The organism is Brevibacterium marinum, from assembly GCF_011927955.1.
Classification (GTDB): domain Bacteria; phylum Actinomycetota; class Actinomycetes; order Actinomycetales; family Brevibacteriaceae; genus Brevibacterium; species Brevibacterium marinum.
The window spans coordinates 2,094,334-2,117,279 of record NZ_JAATJN010000001.1 but is presented as its reverse complement, the minus strand read 5'-3'; the positions used below and the strand labels follow the sequence as shown (position 1 = coordinate 2,117,279).

Below are 22,946 nucleotides of genomic sequence, written 5' to 3'. Positions count from 1 at the left end.
CAAGTGAGAACAATGAGCAAAGCGAACAGACCGACCGCGGGCGCATTCGACATCCGCAATGTCATCGGCGTGCTGCTGGCGATCTTCGGGGTCGTCCTCACGATCGTCGGCATCGTCGGCTACACCCCCGACGAGGCGGAGCGGACCGGCGGAATCGACGCCAACCTCTGGACCGGAATCGGCCTGATCGTCGCCGCGATCGTCTTTCTCGTCTGGGCCAGGCTGAGTCCGATTCCCATCGTCGACGACGAGGCGACCGGGACCGCCGACGAAACCGGCGATGCCCGAGCTTAGAGTCCCGGTCGGAGCCTGACACGCAAGGTCGGAGCCGCTCGGCGGTGTGCTCCCCCGGTCAGTCGATTCTGCCGGCGCCCGCGCCCGCGCTGACTGCGAAGATATCGGGCGTGGCATACCCGTGATCGGCGAACGCCGCACGGACCGCCCCACTGACCTCGTCGACGCTCGCGGCCTCGACGAGTGCGATCGCCGATCCCCCGAAGCCGCCGCCGATCATCCGCGCCCCGATCGCTCCTGCCGATGTCGCCGCCGCGACGGCGGTGTCGAGCTCGATGCAGGAAACCTCGTAGTCGTGGGCGAGGGAGTCGTGGGAGGCGAGCAGCAGTTCGCCGATCCTGCGAATCCGATGCTCTTCTGAGTCGCCACTGTCCAAGAGTTCGACGGTGGCCCGGACCCGGGCGTTCTCGCTGATGACGTGCCGCACCCGCTTCTGCTGCTCCCCGGTCAGCCGACCGAGGTCGTCGTCCTTCTCGAGTTCTCGCAGACTCTCGGCTCCCAGGATCCCGGCGGCCTCCTCACAGGTGTGCCGCCGATCGCCGTACCCGCTCTCGCTGTGGGAGTGGGACACGCGGGTGTCGAGGACGAGCAGCTGCAGGCCCTCGGCCTCCAGATCGAACGGGATCTGTCGAGTGCGAAGATCCCTGCAGTCGAGGAAGAGCGCGTGTCCGGCCTCGGTCATGATGGAGGCGGCCTGGTCGACGATTCCGGTCGGAGCCCCGACGAAGTCGTTCTCGGCTCGCTGGGTGAGCAGCACCTTCTCCCGGTCGTCGAGGCCGAGGCCGCAGATCTCATCGAGGGCGATGAGGACCGCCACTTCGAGGGCATGGGAAGAGGAGAGCCCGGCCCCGACGGGCACGGTCGATTCGATGTAGAGGTCGATGCCGCCGACGGCTGTGCCGGTCGACTTGACGATCTCGTCGACGACGCCCGCCGGATGGCTGAGCCAGCCTCGGAGGACTCCGGGTACGAGCTCCTCGGCCGTGAACTGTCCTGCCAGTCGCTCACCCGACTCGTCCCTGTGGTCGGTGACGATCCGGATGCTGTCCTCCCGCCGAGGCTGCGCCACGGTGCCATCGTCATGGGCGTGAGGACGTCGGCCGATGGCCACGTGGACGGCCCGGTCGATGGCGATGGGCAGCACGAAGCCATTGTTGTAGTCGGTGTGTTCGCCGATGAGATTGACGCGTCCGGGAGCGCGGAAGCAGCCGAGCGCCGGGTAGCCGAAGAGCGCTTCGAACTCGCGGCGCAGGCTCGGGCCCGTCGGACCGGGAGCCGCGCTCATCGACGACCGTCTTCGTGCGCAGGCGATAGTGCGCGCAGCCGCGCCGCGGTCTCCTCGGCGGAGACGTCGCCGACGAAGGCCCCCATGGCCGCTTCGGATCCGGCGAGGAACTTGAGCTTATTCTCGGCCCGCCTGGGGCTGGTGATCTCCAAATGCATCCACTCTGCCGATCGATCCTCACAACTGACCGGCGCCTGATGCCAGGCGGCGATGTAGGGGGTGGGACTCGAGTAGAGGCCGTCGATGCGCCGCAGCACCTCGGGATAGATGCGGGCGAGGTCATCGCGTTCTGCCTCGTCGAGTTCGTCGATGCCGAGGACCTGCCGATGCGGAACGAGGTGGACTTCGATCGGCCACCTGGCGGCGAAGGGCACGAAGGCGGAGAAGTGTGCGGATTCGAGGATCATCCGCTCCCCCGAGCTGCGTTCGAAGGCGAGGACGTCGCCCATCAGCGGCCTGCCCGTCTCACGTCGATGCCGCGCCGCCCTGGACGAGGTGAGGGCTGTGTGCGGAGTGACATACGGGTAAGCATAGATCTGGCCGTGGGGATGGTTCATCGTCACGCCGATCTCCTCTCCCCGATTCTCGAACACGAAGACCTGTTCGATCCCCTCGCGCGCGGCGAGTTCGCTCGTCCGGTTCGCCCAGGCATCGATGACCGTGCGTGCACGCGCGGGTTCGAGGTCGGCGAAGGAGCCGTCGTGCTCAGAGGAGAAGACGACGACCTCGCAGCGCCCATGGGCCGGGGCCGTCAGTGCGGACTCGGATGCCGCCTCGACGAAGGCCTGCCGCGGATCAGCAGCCACCGTGCCGAGCCCGGGTCCCAGCGAAGGGAACCGATTCTCGAAGACGACGACTTCGTAGTCGTCGGCAGGGATCTCTGTGGGCCGGCCCGGTGTCGAGGGACAGAGGGGGCATTCGGCGGCGACGGGAAGATGCGTCCTGGACTGACGATGGGTGGCTATGGCCACCCACTGGCCGGTCAGCAGGTCGAAGCGCAGCTGTCCGTCGGTGGGACGCGGCTGCGCGGGACGGTGGTCCTCGGCAATCGCGGCCGGGGGCGAATCGGCGTCCTGGAAGTACAGGACCTCCCTGCCGTCGGCCAGTTCGCCGCGCCGGATCCGCGTGCTCACCGAGCACCCGTGACGTCGACGGCTCGACTGTGGAATCGAGCGAAGCGACGCTGGCTCATCAGACCCTCCCAAAAACGATCATTTTCGATCATAATACTAACATTTGATGGAAGCAGAGCACAGATCTCGCGTAGAATCCCGGGGTAGGGCAACATTCGCCGATCAATCGCACAGGAGGGGCATGGCCGCCTTCATCGAACTCGCCCACGACGAGGATTGCGCGATCATCTCGCCCATCGGCGCCGCCCTGCTCGACTACACCGTCGGCGGTCGACCCGTCGTCGTCGGGATGGACGCCTTCGACGGAGCGGTGCTCGCACCCTGGCCCAACCGCATCGCCGAGGGACGCTATGACTTCGACGGCGTCAGTCATCGGCTGCCGATCACAGAACCGGCCCGCGGCACCGCCCTGCACGGCCTCGTCGCGACTGCGGAATGGGACATCGCCGAATGCGCCGAGGCATCGGTGACGCTGAGGACCGACATCGAACCGAGCCGGGGGTACCCGTTCCGGCTCTCACTGATCGTGTCCTACACGCTCGATGAGGGTGAGATCAGGATCGCCGCCCATTCCCGCAATCGCGGGAGCGGGCCGGCCCCCTTCGGCTTCGGCTTCCACCCCTGGATCCACCCCGGCGCGGCCACGGTCGACGAGGCTCAGTTGGCCATCGCGGCCCAGACCTGCTTCTCCGTCGACGACAGGCTCATCCCGGTCGACGAGAAGCACTTCGACACCGCCTCCCTGATTCCCGCCGATCATGACCAGGACGAGGCGTCGTGCCTTGCCTGCAAGGACTTCCGCGCGCTGCGCACCCTGGGCGACACCGTTCTCGACGATGCCTTCGGATCCCCCGGACGCGACACCGCGGGGTGGGCGTGGGCACGGATCAAGGGCGCCGATGATCGCACCGTCGTCATCGGCATGGACTCAGGCTTCCGGGCATGGCAGGTATGCACCGGGGACGAACTCGCTCCGGACCGTCGACGAACGGCCATCGCCATCGAACCGATGGCCTGCCCGCCCAACGCCTTCGCCACAGGATTGCAGTACGACGTGCTCGAACCCCAGGCTGAACTCGGCCTCGAATGGAGCATCGCCCTGCGCTGAGACGCGGTGGGGCGAAATAGTCACCCCGCCCTGATAGGTTGCGACTATCGGCTACCACTCACGCGAAGGAAGATCATGTCGACACCACAGAACCCGAACTCCGAGTCGGATGCAAACAACGATCAGAACGACCTGACAGATCAGCAGACGCCTCATCCGAACGACCCCCAGGCGTCTGCGGCCGAAGAAGGGCCTGATGCCGATCAGTCATACGCCGGCTCCGCACAGTACGGTCAGGGCTCTCAATTCAGCCCGGCCGAGCAGGACAACCAGCGGGAGAACCAGCCGCATCTGTACGACCAGCAGCAACAGCAGGCACGAGGGGGTCAGTACAACCCACAGGATGAGTACAACCCGGGTCAATACGACCAGAGTGTCTACCAGGGCCAAACTCAGTACGACCAGGGAGCACGGTACGACCACGGGGGTCAGTACAATCCGCAGGGCCAGTACTTTCAGCCGGGCTCTCAGGATCAGTTCGGACAGCCGACGCAGCAAGGTCAGTTCTACCAGGGCGCTGACTACGCGCAACCGAACCAGGGTGTCTACGCGGGCTCACAGCATCCTCAGTTCGCAGCCTACGGGCAGCCGGGTTCACCAGGAGGGCAGCCGCGCAACAGCGGTTTCTTCAGGTCGCTCTTCGACTTCCGCTTCGACAACTTCATCGCCGTGAAGTGGGCGGGCTTCATCTACATCATCGCCATCGTCGTTGCCGCGTTGTCGTGGCTGGGGTCGATCATCGGCGGAATCCTCACAGGAGCGGCTGCCGGTGCCGCGGCCGGATTCTACAGCGACGCCCCGAGCTTCAGTCCGTGGCCGCTTCTGCTGGCCATCATCTTCGGCTGGATCCTGCCTGCCCTGTGGGTGATCTTCGTCCGCCTGGCGCTTGAGCTCATTGTGGCCAACGTCAAGACGGCCGAGAACACGAAGCGGATCGCGGACTCGGTCGGTCACTGACCGCTGCGGGCAGCAGGCATCGTGCGCTGCCAGGCCGATCGGTGCCGGCATTTCGCTCTGAGTCTCAGGGATCGACTGCGAGTCGAGCTCTGCGGCTCAGGGCGATTCGGTCCTGCAGATCGGAGCGATCTGGCTCTGGGGCTCGGAGCGAGCCGCTTGAGCAGGACCTCGGAAGAATGCCTGTGAATTAGAGCGAGCCCCGCACCGATTTGCCGATGCAGGACTCAACCGTACCCCCGAGCAGATTCGAACTGCCGTTACCGCCTTGAGAGGGCGGCGTCCTAGGCCACTAGACGACGGGGGCGAAAGACGCATCAGAATTTGATTCCCGACGCTGTCCGCTGGGGTACCAGGACTTGAACCTAGACTAAATGTACCAGAAACACTCGTGCTGCCAATTACACCATACCCCAATGTTCTTCAGGCCAATCCCCGAGGAGATTTCCCTGAGCAACGAGATATAACTCTACACAAGCTCCCGTCCGACTCCAAATCTCGAAGGCGCATTTTCGGTGTGACCTTCTTAACAATCACCCTCGCGCCCGTGAGCTCGGTCCGCAGCTCTCGTTCTCACTCTCGAGCTCGGTCCGGCTCACTCCCGAGCCAGACCGATGAGGCGATCGAGCACTCGGTAGCCGTCGGCCCGCAGACCGTTGTGCTCGTACTCGTTCGTCACCCACGACTTCACGCCCTCGAGCAGATCGGCCGTGGCCAATGAGTACTCGGGGGGAACGTAGGCATCCTCGAAGTAGACCGCCGCCGCACCGCGCACGTCTGCGGCCCGCAGCGCATCAGCATCGTAGAGTCGGGGCCAGTCGCGCGCCGCGACGAGCTGTCCCACCTCGGCGAATGGTGCGAGCTCCGGATCCTCGGTCAGCGACTCCGGTCCTGCGTGCTCACCGGCCAGCAGCGTCGGGTCGGCGCTGACGTCTGCCGGCATCGCTCGGCGGGCCGCCCAGTTCGTGACGCCGCCATCGGCCCAGCAGGATTCGTGGACGACGGCGTAGAGCGGGTTTCGTCCCGAGAACGGCAGTGCCGCAGCCAGATCATGACGGAATGCCGCCGAGGCGGGGTCCAGGTCCAGCAGATAGTGCAGCTTCTCGGGCCCGTCGGAGGCTCCGAGGAAGTGCCCCAGCAGGCGGATGCGCTCCGTCGTGGCGCGCGCCCCTCCGGGGAGCGCGATGCCCCCGCCCGTCTCGGCGAGGTCGACGAGACGGGCGAGCTTGTCGCGGTCGCCCGGGAATGCACGGTAGTACTGCTCCGATTTGTCCTTCATGCCCTCCCACGTCGTGGCATAGACGGTCGCCGGGTCCGTGCCGATCGCCGGCAGCCCGCCGGTGAAGTAGACCTCGTTCAGCGACTCGGAGTGGGCGGACACGTAGCGCAGCGCGGTGAACCCGCCGAACGACTGTCCCAGCAGCGACCAGGTGTCGATGCCGAGCCCCTGGCGCAGGACCTCCGCGTCCTCGACGATCGCGTCCGCCCGATAACGACTCAGCGCCTCGGCGATGTCGGTCGGGTCGTCCCCGACCCCGTCGAGGCCGGTGATGCGTCCGCTCACGGATCCGATGGGGCTCGATCTGCCTGTCCCGCGCTGGTCGAGCATGACGACCTGGAAGTCCTCGAGTGCCCGCGCCAACCAGGTGGACCGGCCGACAGGTGTGATGGGTCGGGGCGCTTCGACACCGGGCCCGCCCTGCAGGAACACGAGGTGGGGTTTCGTGCTGTCCGTCTCGGTGGCGATGATCCGGGCGAAGACCTCGATGCTCGCCGGTGCCGCTGAACTCGCCGAGGCGGCTCCGGGCAGTGCCGCTCCCCCGTCGAAGTGATCGAACGGAGCATCGAAGGTCACGTCCCGCAGATGCAGTCCCCCACGCGACCAAGTTCGCTGGTTCAGGCCCGTGGCCCGGTTCGCGTCGGTCACAGCCGGGCCGCCAGGGCCCGCAGGCGGGTCAGCGAGGACTCCTTGCCGAGGATCTCCATCGACTCGAACAGCGGTGGGGAGACCTTGCGCCCGGACACGGCCACGCGCAGCGGACCGAAGGCCAGTCGCGGTTTGATCTCCATCTCGTCGACGAGCTTGGCCTGCAGCACACTGTGAAGAGTGTCGGTCGTCCAGTCCTCGACCCCTGCGAGGACCTCGATCGAGGAGGCGAGGACATCGGGAGCGGAGTCCTTGAGCGTCTTCAGACCGTCCTCGGCCATGGCCAGCTCCGCGTCGGGGGTGAACAGGAACGCGAGCAGCCCGGGCGCCTCGCCGAGGAGGTTCATCCGCGTCTGCACGAGCGGCGCCGCCTGGTCGAGGACGTCCAGCTGAGCCTGCGACGGCTCCTCGGGGAGCACCTCGGCGGCCTGGAGATAGGGCACCAGACGGTCACGGAAGTCGCTGACGTCGAGGAGTCGGATGTGGTCGGCGTTGATCGCGGTCGCCTTCTTCACATCGAAGCGGGCGGGGTTGGGCAGGACATCGTGGATGTCGAAGGCATCGACGAATTCCTTGACGCTGAAGATGTCCCGATCCGGTGCGATGGACCAGCCGAGCAGACCGAGGTAGTTGATCATGCCCTCGGGGATGAAGCCGTTGTCGCGGTGGAGGAACAGGTTCGACTCCGGATCGCGCTTGGACAGCTTCTTGTTGCCGGCACCCATGACATAGGGCAGGTGACCGAACTCGGGCGTCGCCGTCGCAACCCCGATGTCCTTGAGCGCTTCATAGAGCACGACCTGACGCGGGGTCGAGGACAGCAGGTCCTCACCGCGCAGCACATGGGTGATGCCCATGAGAGCGTCGTCGACGGGGTTGACCAGGGTGTACAGCGGCTCACCCGTAGCGCGGACGACGACGTAGTCGGGGATGGTGCCGGCGCGGAAGGTGATCTCTCCGCGGACGAGGTCGGTGAAGGTGACGTCCTCGGCGGGCATGCGCACGCGCCAGACCGGTTCGCGTCCTTCGGCCCTGAAGCCGGCGATCTGTTCGGGGGTGAGGTCGCGGTCGTAGCCGTCGTAGCCGAGCTTCGGGTCGCGGCCCGCTGCCTTGTGCCGGGCCTCGACCTCTTCATTGGTCGAGTAGGACTCGTAGATGTGGCCGGCTGCCTTGAGCTTGTCGATGACGCCTTGGTAGATCTCGCCGCGCTGGGACTGACGGTAGGGTCCGTCGGGTCCGCCGACGTCGATGCCCTCATCCCAGTCGAGGCCGAGCCACTTCATGGCTTCGACGACCTGCCCGAAGCTCTCCTCTGAATCACGGGCTGCGTCGGTGTCTTCGATGCGGAAGACGAACTGTCCGCCGGTGTGCTTCGCATACGCCCAGTTGAACAGGGCGGTGCGGACCATGCCGACGTGCGGGGTGCCGGTGGGTGATGGGCAGAAACGAACTTTGACGCTCACGGGGTTCCTTCGGTCTTTGAGTGCTGCGAGTTGTGTGGCGGTGCTGTGCGGCCGCGATGCTGCGCTGAACGCTGTGCGGTGCCGATCCGCGTGTGGGGTCGGTCCCCGGACCTCAGGCGTCCATGGCCATATTGCTGAGCACGCCGAGTCCGTCGATCGCGATGTCGACGCGATTGCCGGCCACGATCTGGCCGACTCCTACCGGTGTGCCGGTGAGGATGACGTCACCGGGCAGCAGGGTGATGGTTTCGCTGAGGTGTTCGATGAGGGTCGGGATGTCGAAGATGAAGTCGGCGGTGTTGCCGTCCTGTTTGAGGTCGCCGTCGACCCAGGAGCGGATGCCCAGGCTGTCGACGTCGAGTTCGGTTTCGATCCACGGGCCCAGCGGGCAGGAGGTGTCGAAACCCTTCGCACGCGACCACTGCTTGTCGGACTTCTGGATGTCACGCATGGTCACGTCGTTGCCGCCGGTGTAGCCGAGGACGTGGTCATAGGCGTTCTCCGCCTTCACTCCCTTGGCGACGCGACCGATGATGACGGCCAGTTCGGCCTCATAGGAGACGTATTCGCTGATGTCGGGCAGGCGGATCGGATCGCCGGGGCCGATCACCGAGGTGTTGGGTTTGAAGAATGTCAGCGGGCTGACGGGAACTTCGTTGCCGAGTTCGGCGGCGTGGTCGGCGAAGTTGCGTCCGACGCCGACGACCTTCGATCGCGGCAGGATCGGGCTGACGAGGCGAACGTCGTCGAACTTCAGCCGCTCTCCCGTCGATTGGGCCGGTGCGAAGAACGGGTCCTGGTCCAAAACGGCGAGTTCGAGGCCGGACGTGTCCCACGTGCCGTCCTCGATCGGGGGAACTTCGCCTTCGACGACTCCGTATTTGGGTTCATCCTGATGCACAAATCTGGCAATACGCATGTGCCCCAGTCTAGTCAGGTGCGCGGGGCCCCGACACACGGGCTTTCTGCGCTTGGGCTGAGACACTTGGGACATGCCCGATTCTCGTCCGCCGCGTTCTGACCACTCACCACATGGGGCGCCCTCGTCTCGCGGGTCTGCCCCGTTCGATCTGACGAGCATCGCCGCCGGGCTGCCCGGGGCAACGCTCATCGACCAGATGGCGAACTCCCCCGTCGGCACGTTCCCCCGACTGGTCGTCGAGGCCCCGCCCGGAACCGGGAAGACCACCCTGGTGCCGCCGCTCGTCGCCGATCATCTGGCCCGGCACGCGGTCTCGTCGACCGGCGCGTCCGGTGGCCTGGGCCGTGTCATCGTCACCCAGCCGCGACGGATGGCGGCTCGGGCCGCGGCCAGGCGGCTGGCGACGCTGACCGGGACCCGCCTCGGCGAGGACATCGGGTTCAGTGTGCGAGGCGAATCGCGGACTTCGGCGCGAACGAGAATCGAGTTCGTCACCACGGGGGTGCTGCTGAACCGACTGCTGCGTGATCCCGAGCTGGCCGGCGTCAGCGCCGTGATCCTCGACGAGGTCCACGAACGACACCTCGACACCGATCTGAGCTTTGCCATGTGCCGCGAGCTCGCCGATCTGCGCGATGACCTGGGACTGGTCGTGATGTCGGCAACGCTCGATGCCACGATGTGGGCGAAGCGTCTGGGCTCCGGCGAGGTCACCGCCGATTCCGCCGGTGGTGGCGAGGCACCTGCCGTGGTTGTCTCAGCGGCCGCCGAGGCTCATCCTCTCGAGGTCCGATGGGCGCCGCCGAAGCACAGGCCCTTGGACGCCCGCGGGGTGACGCGGGACTTCCTCGATCACGTGGCCCGCACGTGTGTCGACGCCCTGTCCGACCACGACAGCGGCGACGTCCTCGTCTTCGCCCCGGGTGCTCGGGAGGTCGAGGAGATCGCCTCACGGATCGGCCTGTCCCTGCCGGCCGGTGCAGACACCGAGGTCGTCACTCTGCTCGGTCGCACTCCTGCCCGGGAGCAGGATGCGATCCTACGCCCTCATTCCGCCGAGGTGGGCCGTCGTCGCGTGATCGTGTCGACCTCGGTCGCGGAGTCGGCGCTGACGGTTCCCGGTGTGCGCATCGTCGTCGATTCCGGTCTGGCCCGGGGTCCGCGCTTGGACACCCGCAGGGGCATGTCCGGTCTGGTCACGACGCGCGAGTCCAAGGCCTCAGGAGTCCAGCGCGCCGGACGCGCCGCACGGCTCGGCCCCGGTGTCGTCCACCGGTGCCTGTCGGAGTCGGAGTGGGCGGCCCTGCCCGAGCAGACTCCCCCGGAGATCGCGACCTCGGACCTGACATCGGCCGTCCTCTCCCTCGCCGTCTGGGGCGGGGACCCGGACCTGCTGCCCGAACCGATGCCGGCGGGACCGCGACGCGTCGCCGTCGAGAATCTCCTGGCCCTCGGCGCGATCGAAGACGAACCGATCAGGGTCACCGAACTGGGCCGGTCGATCGCCCGGATTCCGGCCTCAGTGTGGTCGGCGCGCGGACTCTTCGACGGTGCCGCGCTGCTCTCCCCGAATGCTGCCGCCGAGGCGGTGGCCGTCATCGAATCCGAGCAGCGATCACCGGGAGCCGACCTCGTCGCGACCCTGCGCGAGCTGCGACGCAGCAAGGACCGTCGATTCGTCCAGGACGTCAAGCGCTTCGCCGACTTGGCCTCCGAGTCCGCAGACGCTGACGGCGTGAGGAGCCCGCCGACGGCCGCTAACCCGAGGGCGAGCCCGAACCCGACGACGACCCTGACTCCCGAGGACCTGGGGCTCGTGGTCGCTCTCGCTCATCCTCTCCAGATCGGCAGACTGCGCAGCTCGTCCTCGACCGAATATCTGCTGGCCTCCGGCACTGCGGCGTCCCTGCCGCGCAACTCGTCGCTGCAGGGCAGCAGGTGGCTGGCGATCTCTGAGGTCGGCCTCGTCGGCGGGCGCGCGGTCATCAGAGCCGCCGTGGCCATCGACCAGGACACCGCGGAGCTCGCAGGTGCCGGGCTCATGGCGACCGAGGAGACCGCGAGCTTCGACCGGGGGAAGGTGCGTGCGGTGCGCAGGACCCGCCTCGGCGGCATCGAACTCTCCGCCACACCGATCAAGACGAGTCCGGAGCTGGCGCGGTCGGCGATCGCACGCTCGGTGCGCGAGCGCGGAGCCCGTGAGGTTCTGCGACCGAGCGAGGCCTTCGAAGGGCTGCGGTCCCGTCTGGGGCTCCTGCACGCCGTATACGGTTCGCCGTGGCCGGACGTGACCTGGTCGCAGCTTTCGGCGACCCTCACCGATTGGTGCCCGGCCGCCCTCGATCGGATCGCACGAGGTTCGGACCCGGGCCGGGTCGATCTCGTCTCTGCGCTGCGAACTCTCCTGCCCTGGCCGCAGGCCGCCCGCCTCGACGAACTCGTGCCGGTGAGCATCGAGGTGCCCAGCGGTTCGCGGATTCGCCTCGACTATCCCGATCCGGATCACCTCGACGGCGAGGACGAGCGTGCTGAGGCAGGCCACGAGCCGCAGAGCCCGCACGGGCTGCAGGGTCCGGTGCTCGCGGTCAAACTCCAGGAGTGCTTCGGGTGGCGCGATGTCCCGTATGTGTGCGAGGGCAGAATCCCTGTCGTCGTCCACCTCCTCTCCCCCGCACGTCGGCCCTTGGCGGTCACCAGCGATCTCGCTTCGTTCTGGGCCAATGCGTATTTGCACGTGCGGGCCGAGAATCGTGGACGATATCCCAAACACCCATGGCCCGAGGATCCTCTGACGGCACCGCCGATGCGCGGGACCAAACGGTCTGGGACAATGAAGCGGTGACTTCCGCTCTCCCAAGCCCCGACTGGCGAGCCCTGCGTGACGCACACGCCGCCAGGATCGCCGAGCGGACCGATGCCCACATCGCCCGTCGCAAGGCCGGGAAGAAGCACCCCGTCGAGGATTTCCTCTTCACCTACTACCCGTTCAAGGCGGGGCAGCTGGCCAAGTGGAACCCGGGCCCCGGGATCCGTCTCGAGCTGGAATCGGACTCCGACCGCAGATATTTCGATCGCCGCTGGTACATGGGCGATGCCGCAGGCACGGTCGCCGAGGTGGACGTCGAGTCCTGGATGGCCGATCGTGGCGACGGTGCGAAGTTCATCGCCTCGCTGCTACGCTCGACGCTGCATCGTGAGGCGAATTTCGGGTGCTTCGGCCTCCACGAATGGGCGATGGTCTACAGGCTCAGCGAGGAGCAGCGACGCCACCAGCAGGTTCCGCTGAGATTGAGCCGTGAGGCCACCGACGCCGTGGTCGAAGGCCATCGGATCCGATGTTCTCACCACGACGCGTTCCGTTTCTTCACCGAACCCGCCCGGCCGCTCAACACCATGCAGCCGAGCCGCGAATCCATGGTGAGAGATGAGCAGCCCGGCTGCCTGCACGCGGGGATGGATCTGTACAAATGGGCGATGAAGATCGGCCCCGTCGCCGACTCCGACCTCGTCGTCGACTGCTTCGATCTGGCCCTGGACATCCGCACCCTCGATATGGAGGCCTCGCCCTACGATCTGCGGGGGTGGGGCTACGGCGTCGTCGCCGTCGAGACCGCCGAAGGCAAGGCCGAGTACATGGCCCGACAGCGTGCCTTCTCCGAACGTGCACAGTCCCTTCGGCAGCGACTCCTCGAGGCTCTGTCCGCCGTCGGAGTCCACGCTGCATAATCGCCACACGTGATGCACATGTGGACGGTCCTGAGCAACGGGAGATGTTCTGCATAGGATGAGTGTGTGCGCGCAATCGTCTATGAACAGTTCTCCGTCCTGCCCCGGTGCAGAGACATCGAGCCCCCATCCGCTCCCGCATCCGGTGTCGTCATCGACGTCGAAGCCACCGGAGTCTGCCGCAGCGACCACCACGCCTGGTCGGGCCACGATGCGACGATCACACTGCCGCACGTGCCGGGACATGAGCTGGTCGGCCGGATCGACTCGGCGGGGTCAGAGGTCACGGACTTCCAGGTCGGTCAGCGCGTGACCGTGCCATTCGTGTGCGGCTGCGGTCGCTGCCGGTGGTGCTCGAGCGGCAAGGCCCAGGTCTGTCCCGATCAGACTCAGCCCGGGTTCACGCATTTCGGCTCCTGGGCGGACCAGGTGGTCATCCACAACGCCGATGCCAACCTCATCGCGGTCCCGGACGACCTTCCCGCCTCGGCGATGGTGGGGCTCGGCTGTCGATTCGCCACCGCCTTCCACGGACTGCGGATGCGGGCGAAGCTGCAGGCAGGCGAGACGGTTGCCGTCTTCGGCTGCGGCGGGGTCGGCCTATCGGCGATCATGATCGCCCGTGCCGTCGGCGCCGAGGTCGTCGCGATCGATGTCAGTGATTCTGCCCTCGCCCGTGCCCGAGAACTCGGGGCGGCGTGGACCGTCAACGCCTCGGGCCTGAGCCCGGATGATCTGTCCGCCGAGGTGGTCGCCCAGTTCTCGGATCGGTGCCCCCATGGTGTGGCTGTGACCGTGGAGGCCCTGGGCCGCGAGGACACGATCGCCGCCGCGGTCTCCTCGTTGGCGCCCCTGGGGCGTCACGTGCAGATCGGCCTGCTGCCTGCGGCGCCGGTCGTCGACATGTCGCGGGTCATCGGCCTCGAACTCAGCGTGCTGGGCTCCCACGGGATGGCCGCAGCCGAATACCCGGAGATGCTGGATCTCGTCGCTGCGGGCAGTCTGCGGCCCCAGGAGCTGGTGACGGACGTCATCGGACTCGAGGACGCTCCCGAGGCGTTGGGGGCCGTGGGGACGAACACCGGTTCGGGAATGACGATCATCGACATGAGCCGGTGACGCTGATGCTGAGACGCCGTGGACTCAGCCGACGTCTGAGACGTCGCGGACTCAGCCGACGTCCAAGGCAGATCGCATCGACGTTGCCAGCTGATCGTTCAGCTGTCCATCTCCACGAACGCCGGGTTCGAACGGCAGCCTGAGCCGATCCTTGACCTTGTCGCGGTAGCGCGGGATGACGTGCATGTGGAAGTGGAACACCGTCTGCCAGGCGTCCTTGCCGCAGCAGTTGAGCAGGTTGACCCCATCGGCACCCCACGCATCGAAGACATGATTCGCGATGCGCTGCGATTCGATCGCCACATCGGCGAGATCCTGTTCTGGGATGTCGCGCAGATCGGTGCTGTGACGTTTCGGGACGACGAGCAGGTGCCCGTCGGAGCCCGGGTGGATGTCCATGAACGCGAAGGTCGTCTCCGTTTCCGCGACCATCGCGCTGGGCGTCTCACCCGCCACGATCGCGCAGAAAAGGCAGTCGGCGCGCATCGAAGCGTCCGTGTCCATCAGATCATCCGGGCGAGGACGACCGGTGTCTCCTGACCGTCCCAGGTTCCGATCAGCAGACCCTGCTGGGTGGTATCGGCGGCCTCGTTCAGATCGAGTTCGTCGACGACCTGGACCGAGGGCGCGCCCGGGAGGGGCCCGGTGCCCACGACCCGGGCCACCTCGGTGATCTCACCGATCCGATTCCCCTGGTCATCGACCTGGTGTTGCACGGCCGAGGATCCGGCGTCGGCGATCGTGGCGTCGAGCTGCTGTTGGAAGACCGGATCGCCGATTCCCGCGTAGACGTAGCGCGTGCCGAGGATCGAGTGGCTCATCTCGGAGATGAAGACGTCATCGGCACCTGCCAGCGGCTCGCCCCGGTAGGTCAGGGGGACCTGGAAGACACGATCGTCGGCGGCGACGATGTGGATCTCCACCCCCACGTCGCCGGCAGGGTCATCGAAGCGGTAGGAGGTGACCGCCGTCAGGGAATCCGGTGCCACATCGGCCCCGGCCGTCCACTCCTGCCTGCTCAGCCAGGCCGAGACGACGTCGAACTTGCCGGGGTCGAGTTCTGCCTTGAAGATGTCAGCCATGTCATGCCTTTCGGGTCCCGGGGATCCATTCCCCGTCGACCACTTCGTAGTCGGAGAAGACCGCTGGAGCCTCTTCGAGCATGGCTTCACCGATCTTGTTGAACACGAGACGGATCTCCTCCTCTGCGCCCTTGGCGGTGCGCATCTCGATGACGTGGCGCAGGGAGCGGAGGTTGGCGGTGTAGACGATTCCGGTGGCCAGGCCCTCGGGTGCGAAGCGACGCATGAACGAGGTCATGTGCTTCTTATGGGAGAATTTGGTTCCCTCTTTGTCGAGTTCGAAGTGCTCGGTCATCCACTTCTGGTGCTCTTCGAGGGTGTCGAGGACTGTGAGAGAACGTTCCATGAGCTCCGAGTCCTCGCGTGCCCACTCTGGGAACCAGAACGGAATGTCGGCCAGGCGCACAAAGCGCAGCGACTCCTGTGAGAACGCGGACCCGGCACGGTGACGGATGAGTTCGTGGGTGAGCACCCGGGAGACGTTGTGGAGGACGAAGGTGAAGTTCGCGTGCTCGAGCACCGAACCGTGCTGGGAGGCGATGACATTGCCCAGGTACTGAGCCGAATCCGCGCGCACGCGGGACACGTTCGGGTTCAGCCCCGGCTCCCACGAGCGGTAGCACATGCGCCCGGAGAACTCGACGATGTCCTCGGCGTCGGGAGAATCGGCCTCTTCGACACGATCCGCCCAGTTAGATCCGCCCACCTCGTCGAGATATGTCCTCATCGAGTCCCAGTCGATGCTGGGCTTGGCGAGCAGTTCTACTGACGGTTCGACCTGGCGCATGGCTCTCCTTGTGCAGGGTATGGCTTGATTGATTCCCAATCCTACAGATCAGATCGTGAAGCTGGTCGACAGTCTGCGAAGAATGCTCGCACAGATGCGATCAGCGCCTCCGAACCCAGCGGACGAGGAGGACGACCGATCCGCCTCCGAAGAATACGAGACCGACGACCGCGGCGATCGTGGCGACAATCTGCGAATGTCCGGGCGCGTCGACGATGACGCCTGTCAGCGTCAGCACGATGAGGATGGTGCAGGCCGCGGTCAGCAGCAGCGCGGCGCAGATTCCCAGCAGCAGCGCGGGTCTCGTGTGCATGCCGACTAACTGCATGATACCGGCGACGATGCCGGCGGCGAAGAACACCGAGACGAAGAGTCCGATGATCTGGCCCGCGCCGATGAGCATGATCAGCCCCACAACGATGAACAGGGCGGAGACGAGGATGAGCAGTTTCGCGTCACGTCGTTGCTTCCGGTACGCGCGGTTGAATATCGCCTGCAGCTCGTCGTCGTTCATTGCAGCACCTGACCATTCATTGCAGCACCCGCCTGAGGAGGTTGCGAGGCAGAGTGTCGGACGCACTGCCGGGCACACTGGGATCATCGGATGCAACGTCAGAATCGCCGTCGATGCCGAGTCGCGTTTCGCTCCAGCCGTCAACGAGGTAGGCGTTGGCTTCAGGTCTTTCCACCAGCACCGAGGTGGCAGCGCAGTTTTCAAAGACGACCGCGGCATGGTCATCGATGGCAAGCCCCGGGCCAGGCAGCCGACCACTCGTGATCCAACCTCGGAAGGAATCGGCACGCCCCGGTTCACCGTGATAGTGCGGGCAGACGCTGCCGGGGATGAATCCGAGGCCGTCATCCAACGGCGCCAGCGGGCCGAAGGAATCGGTCGATGAGGCCTCGAACCAGCAGTTGGCACCGGCGCTGATCCCGGCCAGGATTGTGCCGTTCGCCGCGGCGTCGCGCATGATGTCGTCGACGCCATGGCGGCGCCACAGTGTCAGCAGGTTGGCGGTGGATCCGCCGCCGACGTAGATGAGGTCCGTGTCCAGAAGCATCTGTGGGTCCTGGTACCCAGAGGGACCCTGTCCGAACAGCGAGAGCACGGACGTTTCGGCCCGTCCGGCGAAGGCCGCTTCGAAGCGGCGAATGTAGTCGGGGTCGTCCCCCGACGCTGTCGGGACGAAGCACACGCGAGGAAGCAGTGGAGCTTTGCCACCGCCTCGGCGACGGTGAGTCTCTGTGCTGCGTACGCCTGCACTGGGTGTGTCTGTACTGGGTGCGTCCCGCACAAGCGATGCGCGCTCGAGCAGGTGATCATCGATCGCCGACTTCCCCGTCTCTGACATCGAGAACCCGCCCCCACCGAGAGCAACGATCGTAGAATGTGCCGCTGCCGCGGTCATGATCGGCCCGCCTCCCACCATGGGACGCGGTCATCGGGGCGCATGCTCACGGCACTCTGTGCGTCCATTTCTCGGTTCCGAACTTCTCGGTCACGAGGGCACGTGCCTTCTCCAGCTCGTCGGCGGTGAAGGTGTCGAAGCTGGCTCCGTATCGGTCGGCGAAGGTGTCGGCCATGACGTCGATGATGTCCTTGCGGGCCTCACCGGTCTGGCTGCGCAGGGGGTCGACGCGCTTCTTCGCGCTGGAGACGCCCTTGTCGGAGATCTTCGCCTCACCGATGCGCAGGACCTCGACCATCTTGTCGGCGTCGATGTCGTAGCTCATCGTCGCGTGGTGGAGCAGGGTGCCGTCGCGCATTCTCTTCTGTGCCGCACCGCCGATCTTGCCGCCCGTCGAGGAGATGTCGTTGATCGGCTTGTAGAACGCCTCCACCCCGAGGGTCTTCAGAGCCGCGAGCACCCATTGGTCGAGGAACACATACGAGTCCTCGTAGTCGAGTCCGGCGACCAAGGAGGGCGGGACGAACATCGAATAGGTGATGCAGTTGCCGCCTTCCATGAACATCGCTCCCCCGCCCGAGATGCGGCGCACGACCTGTACTCCGTGCTTCTCGACGCCTTCCGGGCGGAGTTCGTTGACGTAGGACTGGAAGGCTCCGATGACCGTGGCGGTGTCGTCCCACTCCCAGAACCGCAGCGTCGGCTTCCGCCGTCCTGCAGCGACCTCCTCCAACAGCACCTGGTCGAGGGCGACATTGACCGGTGTCGGCAGGACCTCGCCGCGGATGACCTGCCAGTCGAAGTCGGTGAAGTTCGCTGCCGACCCCAACGCCCGTCTCACCACTGTCGCGATGTCGGAGGTGGAGAATCCGTGCATCGCGAGTTCGGTGCCGTAGCCGGCAAGCGCCGCGTCGAGGCGCTGCCGCAGATTCGCGTTGTCCGCGGTGACGACGGCGCCGACGAGAGCGGGCCCCAGTTCGAAGTAGGCTTCTTCGGGTTCGAGGAAGAAGTCGCCGGAGATCGTGACCTCGGTGATGGTCTTCCCGTCGGTCTCCACATCGGCGACCACGAGTTTCCCACCGATGACCTTGTACTCTGCGTGAAAGCGCTGGGGTTCGCGCGTGTCGTTCGTCATGGTGACAACGCTACTCTCAGGTTCTGTTCAGAAGCTATGAGCCTGCTCACTCCCCTGTCGGCTCACCCCCGTGTCGGCCCACTGCCCTGCCACCTCATTCCCCTGTCAGCGAGTTCCACAGGAACCGGTAGCTCAGCGCACGGGTGAAGGCGGCCTGCCTGTTGTCCGATGCCGCCGAGTGTCCGCCTTCCGTGTCTTCGAAGAACCAGACATCGACGATGCCGTGATTCTGCATCCGCGCTGCCATCTTGCGTGCCTGGACCGGCCCGACACGATCATCGGAGGTCGCCGTCCAGAACAGCACGGGCGGATAGTCGGCGTCTTCGTCGATCAGATGGTAAGGCGAGAACGTCTGTATGAACGCCCAGTCCTCGGCCGCATCGGGGTCACCGTATTCGGCCTTCCACGAATAGCCTGCGCTGAGTTTGGTGTAGCGGCGCATGTCCAGGAGGGGCACCCCGCACGAGATCGCGCCGAAGAGCTCGGGATGCTGTGTGAGCATGTTCCCGACGAGCAGACCACCGTTCGAGCCGCCGGCACATGCCAGATTCTTCGCCCTCGTGACTCCACGATCGATGAGATCTGCGGCAACGGCGGCGTAGTCCTCGTAGGCCCGCATCCGGTTCTCCCGCATCGCCGAGGTGTGCCACCGTGGCCCGTATTCTCCGCCGCCTCGGATGTTGGCGAGGACATAGACCCCACGACGTCTCGCGGGGATCGAGCCGTCGCCGGGCCGGCCGTGTGATGGCCCAGTGGTCATGCGGCCCAACCACCCGATGCCCATGACCGGCGAGTACACCGGCGTCCGGCTGAGCTCGAAGCCGCCATATCCGTCCAGGAGTGTCGGATTGCTCCCATCGAGGACGAGTGCGCTGTCGGCGATCTGGAAGTAGGGGATCCGCGTTCCGTCCTCGCTTGTCGCGAAATGCTGCTCGACTGAGAATCCTTCACTGGGAAAGAGCGCCGGAGCGGATTTGATGATGTCGGGAACGCTGAAGGCCCCACCTCGGGAACCGGTGGGACCGTTCGAACGTTCGAGACTGCCGTAGGACAGCGTCGATGGGGTGAGGAAACCGGTGCTGAAGAGCCAGTAGTCGTTGGCGGTCGCGTCGTCGTGCCTGTCGACGGCTCCCAGCCCGACCATGTGATTGGCGGGGACCCCGGGCAGCCGTGTCGACGAGAAGTCATGTTTCGGATCGAGAACCACAAGCTCGGACTGCACATCGGCCAGCAGCTCGAGGACGAGGCAGTCCCGGGTCCATGTCCACGACTGCAGTGCGGTACGCGCGTCCGGGGTGAAGATGACTCTCGGCGCGATGGTCCCGGCCCTCACCTCGGCGATGTCCGCCACGGCGAGGCCACCGGCCGGCACCGACAGATCGTTCCGATGCCAATCGGATTGAGGTCGGAAGAGGACGAATTCTCTGTCGACGTCGACCTCCACGTCTGTCGGCACGTCGACGACGATCCACGCACTCTCCCACGCCGAGGCATCGGCTGAGATCGTCCCGGATCCGTCCCTGAGCTCGTCGAGGTCGATGAAGCTCAGACATGTATTGAAGAAGTCGATGGCGTCGATGACGAAGACCCTGTCGGCCTCGGCCTGCGTCGGGTCCACGTCGCTGCCGACGAATATGGCGACGTGGTCGCGGGGGACCTCGGCGACGATCGGGGCGTCGGAGACGGCCTGTCCACGTTTGAGCGCTCGCGCCTGACGCGGGTATGACGAGGTCGTGAGCGAGTCCTCGTCGGTCTCGGTGGCGACGAGGATAGTATCGTCGTCGAGCCAGGCGAAACGAGTCTTCGCAGTGGGAAGGTCGAAGCCGCCGGTGACAAAGCTTTTGGTCACCAGATCGAATTCTCGCACCCGGTGTGCGTCTCCGCCGTCGGGCGACAGGGAGATCAGAGCACGGGCATAGTCTGACCGACGCACCGCGGCTCCGGCCCATACCCAGGGCGTGCCCTCTGCTGCGCCGAGCTCGTCGACGTCGATGAGGGCCTCCCACTCCGGGGAATCGGAGACGTAGCTGTCCCACGTGGTTCGTCGCCACAGACCTTTGGGGTTCGCTGTGTCGCGCCAGAAGTTGAAGTAGTGCTCTCCGCGTTTGGCCACCATCGGGATCTTGCCCTCGGAATCCAATGCGGTCCGAATGTCACCGGCGATCGAGTCGAACAGCTCGTCCTGGAACCGGTCGATGGTCTTCGCATTCTGGTCCTTGACCCAGGCCATCTGCTCGGCGCCGTGGATGTCTTCGAGCCAGAGGTTCTCATCGTGTGGCGTGGGAGCAATGTCCGTCGGAGGTTCTTTTCGCATGCCACCCATCCTATGGGTCTCCTGTTTGGGGTCCCCTGTCGGTTTGGGATCTACCCCTGTTTGTTTCCGAGAATGCTCTGACGCTCCCCGTGATCGATTCGTTTCAGGTCGGTGGCCTGAACAAGACGAGTCCCGGATGGCCGTTCGGTGCCTGCGGTCCGTGTCCGAGCGCCGAGAAGCCGAGGCTTTCGTAGAGCCGGCGGGCGGGGCTGTCCATATCGCTGGTCTGGAGCCAACAGCTGTAGCCGCCGATGCCTGCCAACCACGTCTCGAGCGTCTCTCTCCCGAGACCGGAGCTTTTCAGATGAGGATCACGTGCCAGAAGGTTGAGGGCGAATGACGATTCGATCGCCTGAGCCTCCGGCCCCAGCGTGGAGCGGAGTTCGTGTGCCCAGTCGTAGTCCTGTTCCAGCCATGACCAGAAATGGCCATAGGCGATTGAGCGCAACCGGCCGCCGAAGCGCGACGCTGCCACAAGGACCTGACCGTTGCGGACGCAGAGATCGTAGACATTGCCGAACACCGCTGCGTGCTTCGGGTCTTCACTCAGCGGCGGCTTTGCTGCTGCAGCGGCATAGAGCTCCTCCACCTCGAGAGGCGGCGGCAGCACTCCCCCTCAGGTCGTCGAGATGAACTCGGATATTCGTCCCAGCAGACACCTTTCCACTGAACTCGACTTCGAAGTGCACGGATCCGCAGCCCGCGCCTCCACAGCACGCGACTCCACGGTACGCGACTCCGCAGGCCTCGACGGCTCCTCCCTGCTCGCCCACATCTCCATTCCAAGCGATTCGAATTCTCCGCACGGCGCCTTCACTTTTCGAAGAGGAGGAATTCTCACATTGATGAGATTGGGGTCATTCGTCCCACCCGACGCCTGCTGTTCTGTGAGGTTCGATCGCGGAAGCTCACCGACGTTCGATGTCGGCTTCCCGATCGGTTTGGTGCTGATCTGGTATCTGTGGCCGGTGGGAGTCCGCACGGTCAGTTCCTCAGCGGTCGCCTCGTGCCGCCACCCGGGCAGTTCCTTGAGGAAGTTGCACGCCGCGCATAGTCCGGAGGCATTGTCCCAGCCGGTTTCACCACCGGCCGCGTAGGCTTGAGCGTGGTCAGCATGTTTGATCTGGGCATCGCACCACGGCGATCGGCAGACATCATCGCGGATAACGACCATCCGTCGAAGCAGACCGGAGAATTCGCGGCGTTTGGAGTCCATCCGGACAAGCTGTCCGTCTGAAGGACGTGTGTACAACCGGCGAAGGAAGACTTCCGCTTCGTTGTCGGCCGTGAATTTGCGAGCCGTCTCAGCGGGAATCGGTCCGAAGCCGGGAAACCATGCGGGCATCTCGCCCGAGTCGAAGAGGCTGTCGTCATTCATCAGCAGATGAATCTCGGTGGGAATGGCGCCAGCGTTCTCCTGGCCAGTGGACCTCTCCACCAGCAGATCGGCCATGACCTGGCTCTGAGATCGTCCTTCAGACTGACCTGTACCGACCATCGTCTGTGCGGACTTCTTGAGGTTCGTATAGACAGCTACGGCTTGCGGCAATGGCAGGAGGGCTGTCAGATACGCCATGTTCCCCGGCGCTGGGCGAACGGTGACCGCGCGTTCTTCCACGCACCGATCCAAATGGTCGACAGCCGCTTTCTGGTCAAGCTGCTGCGCGAGAGCGCGCACCTCGTTGCCCAGCCGGACGACTCCGACCTGGGCGAATCGATCGGCCATACGCTCGTCGACCTGATGCCGCTTGTCCCTCGGCAGCCAGTCCGTTTCCTTGGCGACGACCCTCGCCTTCTCCTCGGAGATGTCTCCGTTCTTCAACGAGGCGTAGGCATTGGGCAGATCCATCAGCAGCGTACGGGCGAAACCGAGCAGGTTGCTTCCCCTGGCACGTGAAACCTTCCGTGCCAACCCGATCTCTGCGCCGAGGCCCTTGCCCTGCCTGCTGCTGGGCACGCCAGCTTCGGCCTCACGATTTCGCCGGTGCATGTCGAAGGTCAGTGTCTCCCTGGCCTGAGCTGCCGCGCTCACAGACGTCAGCTCCTCCAGCGCAGTGATCCTGTCGACGGCTTCATCTTCCGTGTTCGCCGGGGGCAGATCGGACAGCACCTCGCGCCACCGGTTGATCTCGGTGATCACGTCTGAAACCGTCTCTGCTTCCATAACAAACACGGTATCGTCCGGCACTGACACGAGAACTCCGACGCCCGTCGCTCCAGGTCAGAGGAGTTTGAGTGAGGAAGAAGCAGATTCTTGACACGGTGCCGAGATGCTCCGCGGTCCGGTC

Annotated in this window: 20 protein-coding genes and 2 tRNA genes; 6 read left to right on the top strand and 16 right to left on the bottom strand. The window is 65.5% G+C overall.

Annotated elements, in window-relative coordinates:
* Positions 1-12 precede the first annotated feature (12 nt).
* On the top strand, positions 13-294 hold the full coding sequence (locus tag BKA07_RS09315) for a hypothetical protein (RefSeq protein ID WP_167950657.1): 282 nt from the start codon (positions 13-15) through the stop codon (positions 292-294).
* Between the two features lie 58 nt (positions 295-352).
* Here the strand turns inward: BKA07_RS09315 and galK are convergent, their stop codons facing one another.
* Both galK and galT read right to left on the bottom strand, forming a co-directional pair.
* Positions 353-1,579 carry a galactokinase gene (galK, locus tag BKA07_RS09310; RefSeq protein WP_167950656.1) on the bottom strand — a complete coding sequence of 409 codons (1,227 nt, stop codon included), beginning with the start codon at positions 1,577-1,579 and terminating at the stop codon, positions 353-355.
* Positions 1,576-2,712, bottom strand: coding sequence for a galactose-1-phosphate uridylyltransferase (gene galT, locus BKA07_RS09305; protein WP_167950655.1), 1,137 nt, complete (start codon positions 2,710-2,712; stop codon positions 1,576-1,578). Before galT ends, galK begins: the two co-directional genes overlap by 4 nt.
* A 181-nt stretch (positions 2,713-2,893) precedes the next feature.
* On the opposite strand from galT, the gene BKA07_RS09300 reads away from it, so the two are divergent.
* A complete protein-coding gene (locus tag BKA07_RS09300) occupies positions 2,894-3,820 on the top strand; it encodes an aldose 1-epimerase family protein (protein WP_167950654.1) in 927 nt (308 codons plus the stop codon).
* Between the two features lie 75 nt (positions 3,821-3,895).
* A complete protein-coding gene (locus BKA07_RS09295; protein WP_167950653.1) occupies positions 3,896-4,777 on the top strand; it encodes a DUF4282 domain-containing protein in 882 nt (293 codons plus the stop codon).
* A gap of 231 nt (positions 4,778-5,008) precedes the next feature.
* On the opposite strand, the gene BKA07_RS09290 is transcribed toward BKA07_RS09295, so the two are convergent.
* The 5 genes from BKA07_RS09290 to BKA07_RS09270 all read right to left on the bottom strand — a co-directional run bounded on the left by BKA07_RS09290 (position 5,009) and on the right by BKA07_RS09270 (position 9,083).
* A tRNA-Glu gene (locus BKA07_RS09290) sits at positions 5,009-5,081 on the bottom strand.
* Positions 5,082-5,118: 37 nt separating this feature from the next.
* A tRNA-Gln gene (locus BKA07_RS09285) sits at positions 5,119-5,190 on the bottom strand.
* Between the two features lie 179 nt (positions 5,191-5,369).
* Entirely contained in the window at positions 5,370-6,701 is a 1,332-nt protein-coding gene (locus tag BKA07_RS09280) for an alpha/beta fold hydrolase (RefSeq protein WP_167950652.1), read from the bottom strand.
* Entirely contained in the window at positions 6,698-8,110 is a 1,413-nt protein-coding gene (gltX, locus tag BKA07_RS09275; protein ID WP_245162155.1) for a glutamate--tRNA ligase, read from the bottom strand. Before gltX ends, BKA07_RS09280 begins: the two co-directional genes overlap by 4 nt.
* A 166-nt stretch (positions 8,111-8,276) precedes the next feature.
* On the bottom strand, positions 8,277-9,083 hold the full coding sequence (locus BKA07_RS09270; RefSeq protein WP_167950650.1) for a fumarylacetoacetate hydrolase family protein: 807 nt from the start codon (positions 9,081-9,083) through the stop codon (positions 8,277-8,279).
* A gap of 73 nt (positions 9,084-9,156) precedes the next feature.
* Between BKA07_RS09270 and hrpB the strand changes: the two genes are divergently transcribed.
* From hrpB to BKA07_RS09255, 3 genes are all read left to right on the top strand, one after another.
* Entirely contained in the window at positions 9,157-11,928 is a 2,772-nt protein-coding gene (gene hrpB / locus BKA07_RS09265; protein ID WP_167950649.1) for an ATP-dependent helicase HrpB, read from the top strand.
* Positions 11,925-12,812, top strand: coding sequence for a 3-methyladenine DNA glycosylase (locus tag BKA07_RS09260; protein WP_342449022.1), 888 nt, complete (start codon positions 11,925-11,927; stop codon positions 12,810-12,812). Before hrpB ends, BKA07_RS09260 begins: the two co-directional genes overlap by 4 nt.
* Positions 12,813-12,878: 66 nt before the next feature.
* Positions 12,879-13,931, top strand: coding sequence for a zinc-binding dehydrogenase (locus tag BKA07_RS09255; protein ID WP_167950648.1), 1,053 nt, complete (start codon positions 12,879-12,881; stop codon positions 13,929-13,931).
* 51 nt (positions 13,932-13,982) lie between these two features.
* Here the strand turns inward: BKA07_RS09255 and BKA07_RS09250 are convergent, their stop codons facing one another.
* From BKA07_RS09250 to BKA07_RS09210, 9 genes are all read right to left on the bottom strand, one after another.
* Positions 13,983-14,435: an HIT family protein gene (locus BKA07_RS09250; RefSeq protein ID WP_245161900.1), complete on the bottom strand. Its 453-nt coding sequence runs from the start codon at positions 14,433-14,435 to the stop codon at positions 13,983-13,985.
* Positions 14,435-15,013: a maltokinase N-terminal cap-like domain-containing protein gene (locus BKA07_RS09245; RefSeq protein WP_167950647.1), complete on the bottom strand. Its 579-nt coding sequence runs from the start codon at positions 15,011-15,013 to the stop codon at positions 14,435-14,437. The genes BKA07_RS09250 and BKA07_RS09245 overlap by 1 nt, the downstream gene beginning before the upstream one ends.
* 1 nt (position 15,014) lies before the next feature.
* A complete protein-coding gene (gene thyX / locus BKA07_RS09240; RefSeq protein WP_167950646.1) occupies positions 15,015-15,800 on the bottom strand; it encodes an FAD-dependent thymidylate synthase in 786 nt (261 codons plus the stop codon).
* Between the two features lie 100 nt (positions 15,801-15,900).
* Positions 15,901-16,314, bottom strand: a complete 414-nt coding sequence (locus BKA07_RS09235; RefSeq protein WP_167950645.1) for a hypothetical protein — start codon at positions 16,312-16,314, stop codon at positions 15,901-15,903.
* Between the two features lie 16 nt (positions 16,315-16,330).
* Positions 16,331-17,209, bottom strand: coding sequence for a Type 1 glutamine amidotransferase-like domain-containing protein (locus BKA07_RS09230; protein WP_245161899.1), 879 nt, complete (start codon positions 17,207-17,209; stop codon positions 16,331-16,333).
* Positions 17,210-17,255: 46 nt separating this feature from the next.
* Positions 17,256-18,344: a lipoate-protein ligase small subunit gene (gene lplB / locus BKA07_RS09225; RefSeq protein ID WP_167950643.1), complete on the bottom strand. Its 1,089-nt coding sequence runs from the start codon at positions 18,342-18,344 to the stop codon at positions 17,256-17,258.
* A gap of 94 nt (positions 18,345-18,438) precedes the next feature.
* Positions 18,439-20,658, bottom strand: coding sequence for a prolyl oligopeptidase family serine peptidase (locus tag BKA07_RS09220; protein ID WP_167950642.1), 2,220 nt, complete (start codon positions 20,656-20,658; stop codon positions 18,439-18,441).
* A 103-nt stretch (positions 20,659-20,761) separates the two neighbouring features.
* On the bottom strand, positions 20,762-21,268 hold the full coding sequence (locus BKA07_RS09215) for a GNAT family protein (RefSeq protein ID WP_209043920.1): 507 nt from the start codon (positions 21,266-21,268) through the stop codon (positions 20,762-20,764).
* Positions 21,269-21,274: 6 nt separating this feature from the next.
* Positions 21,275-22,822 carry an HNH endonuclease gene (locus BKA07_RS09210; RefSeq protein ID WP_167950641.1) on the bottom strand — a complete coding sequence of 516 codons (1,548 nt, stop codon included), beginning with the start codon at positions 22,820-22,822 and terminating at the stop codon, positions 21,275-21,277.
* Positions 22,823-22,946 lie beyond the last annotated feature (124 nt).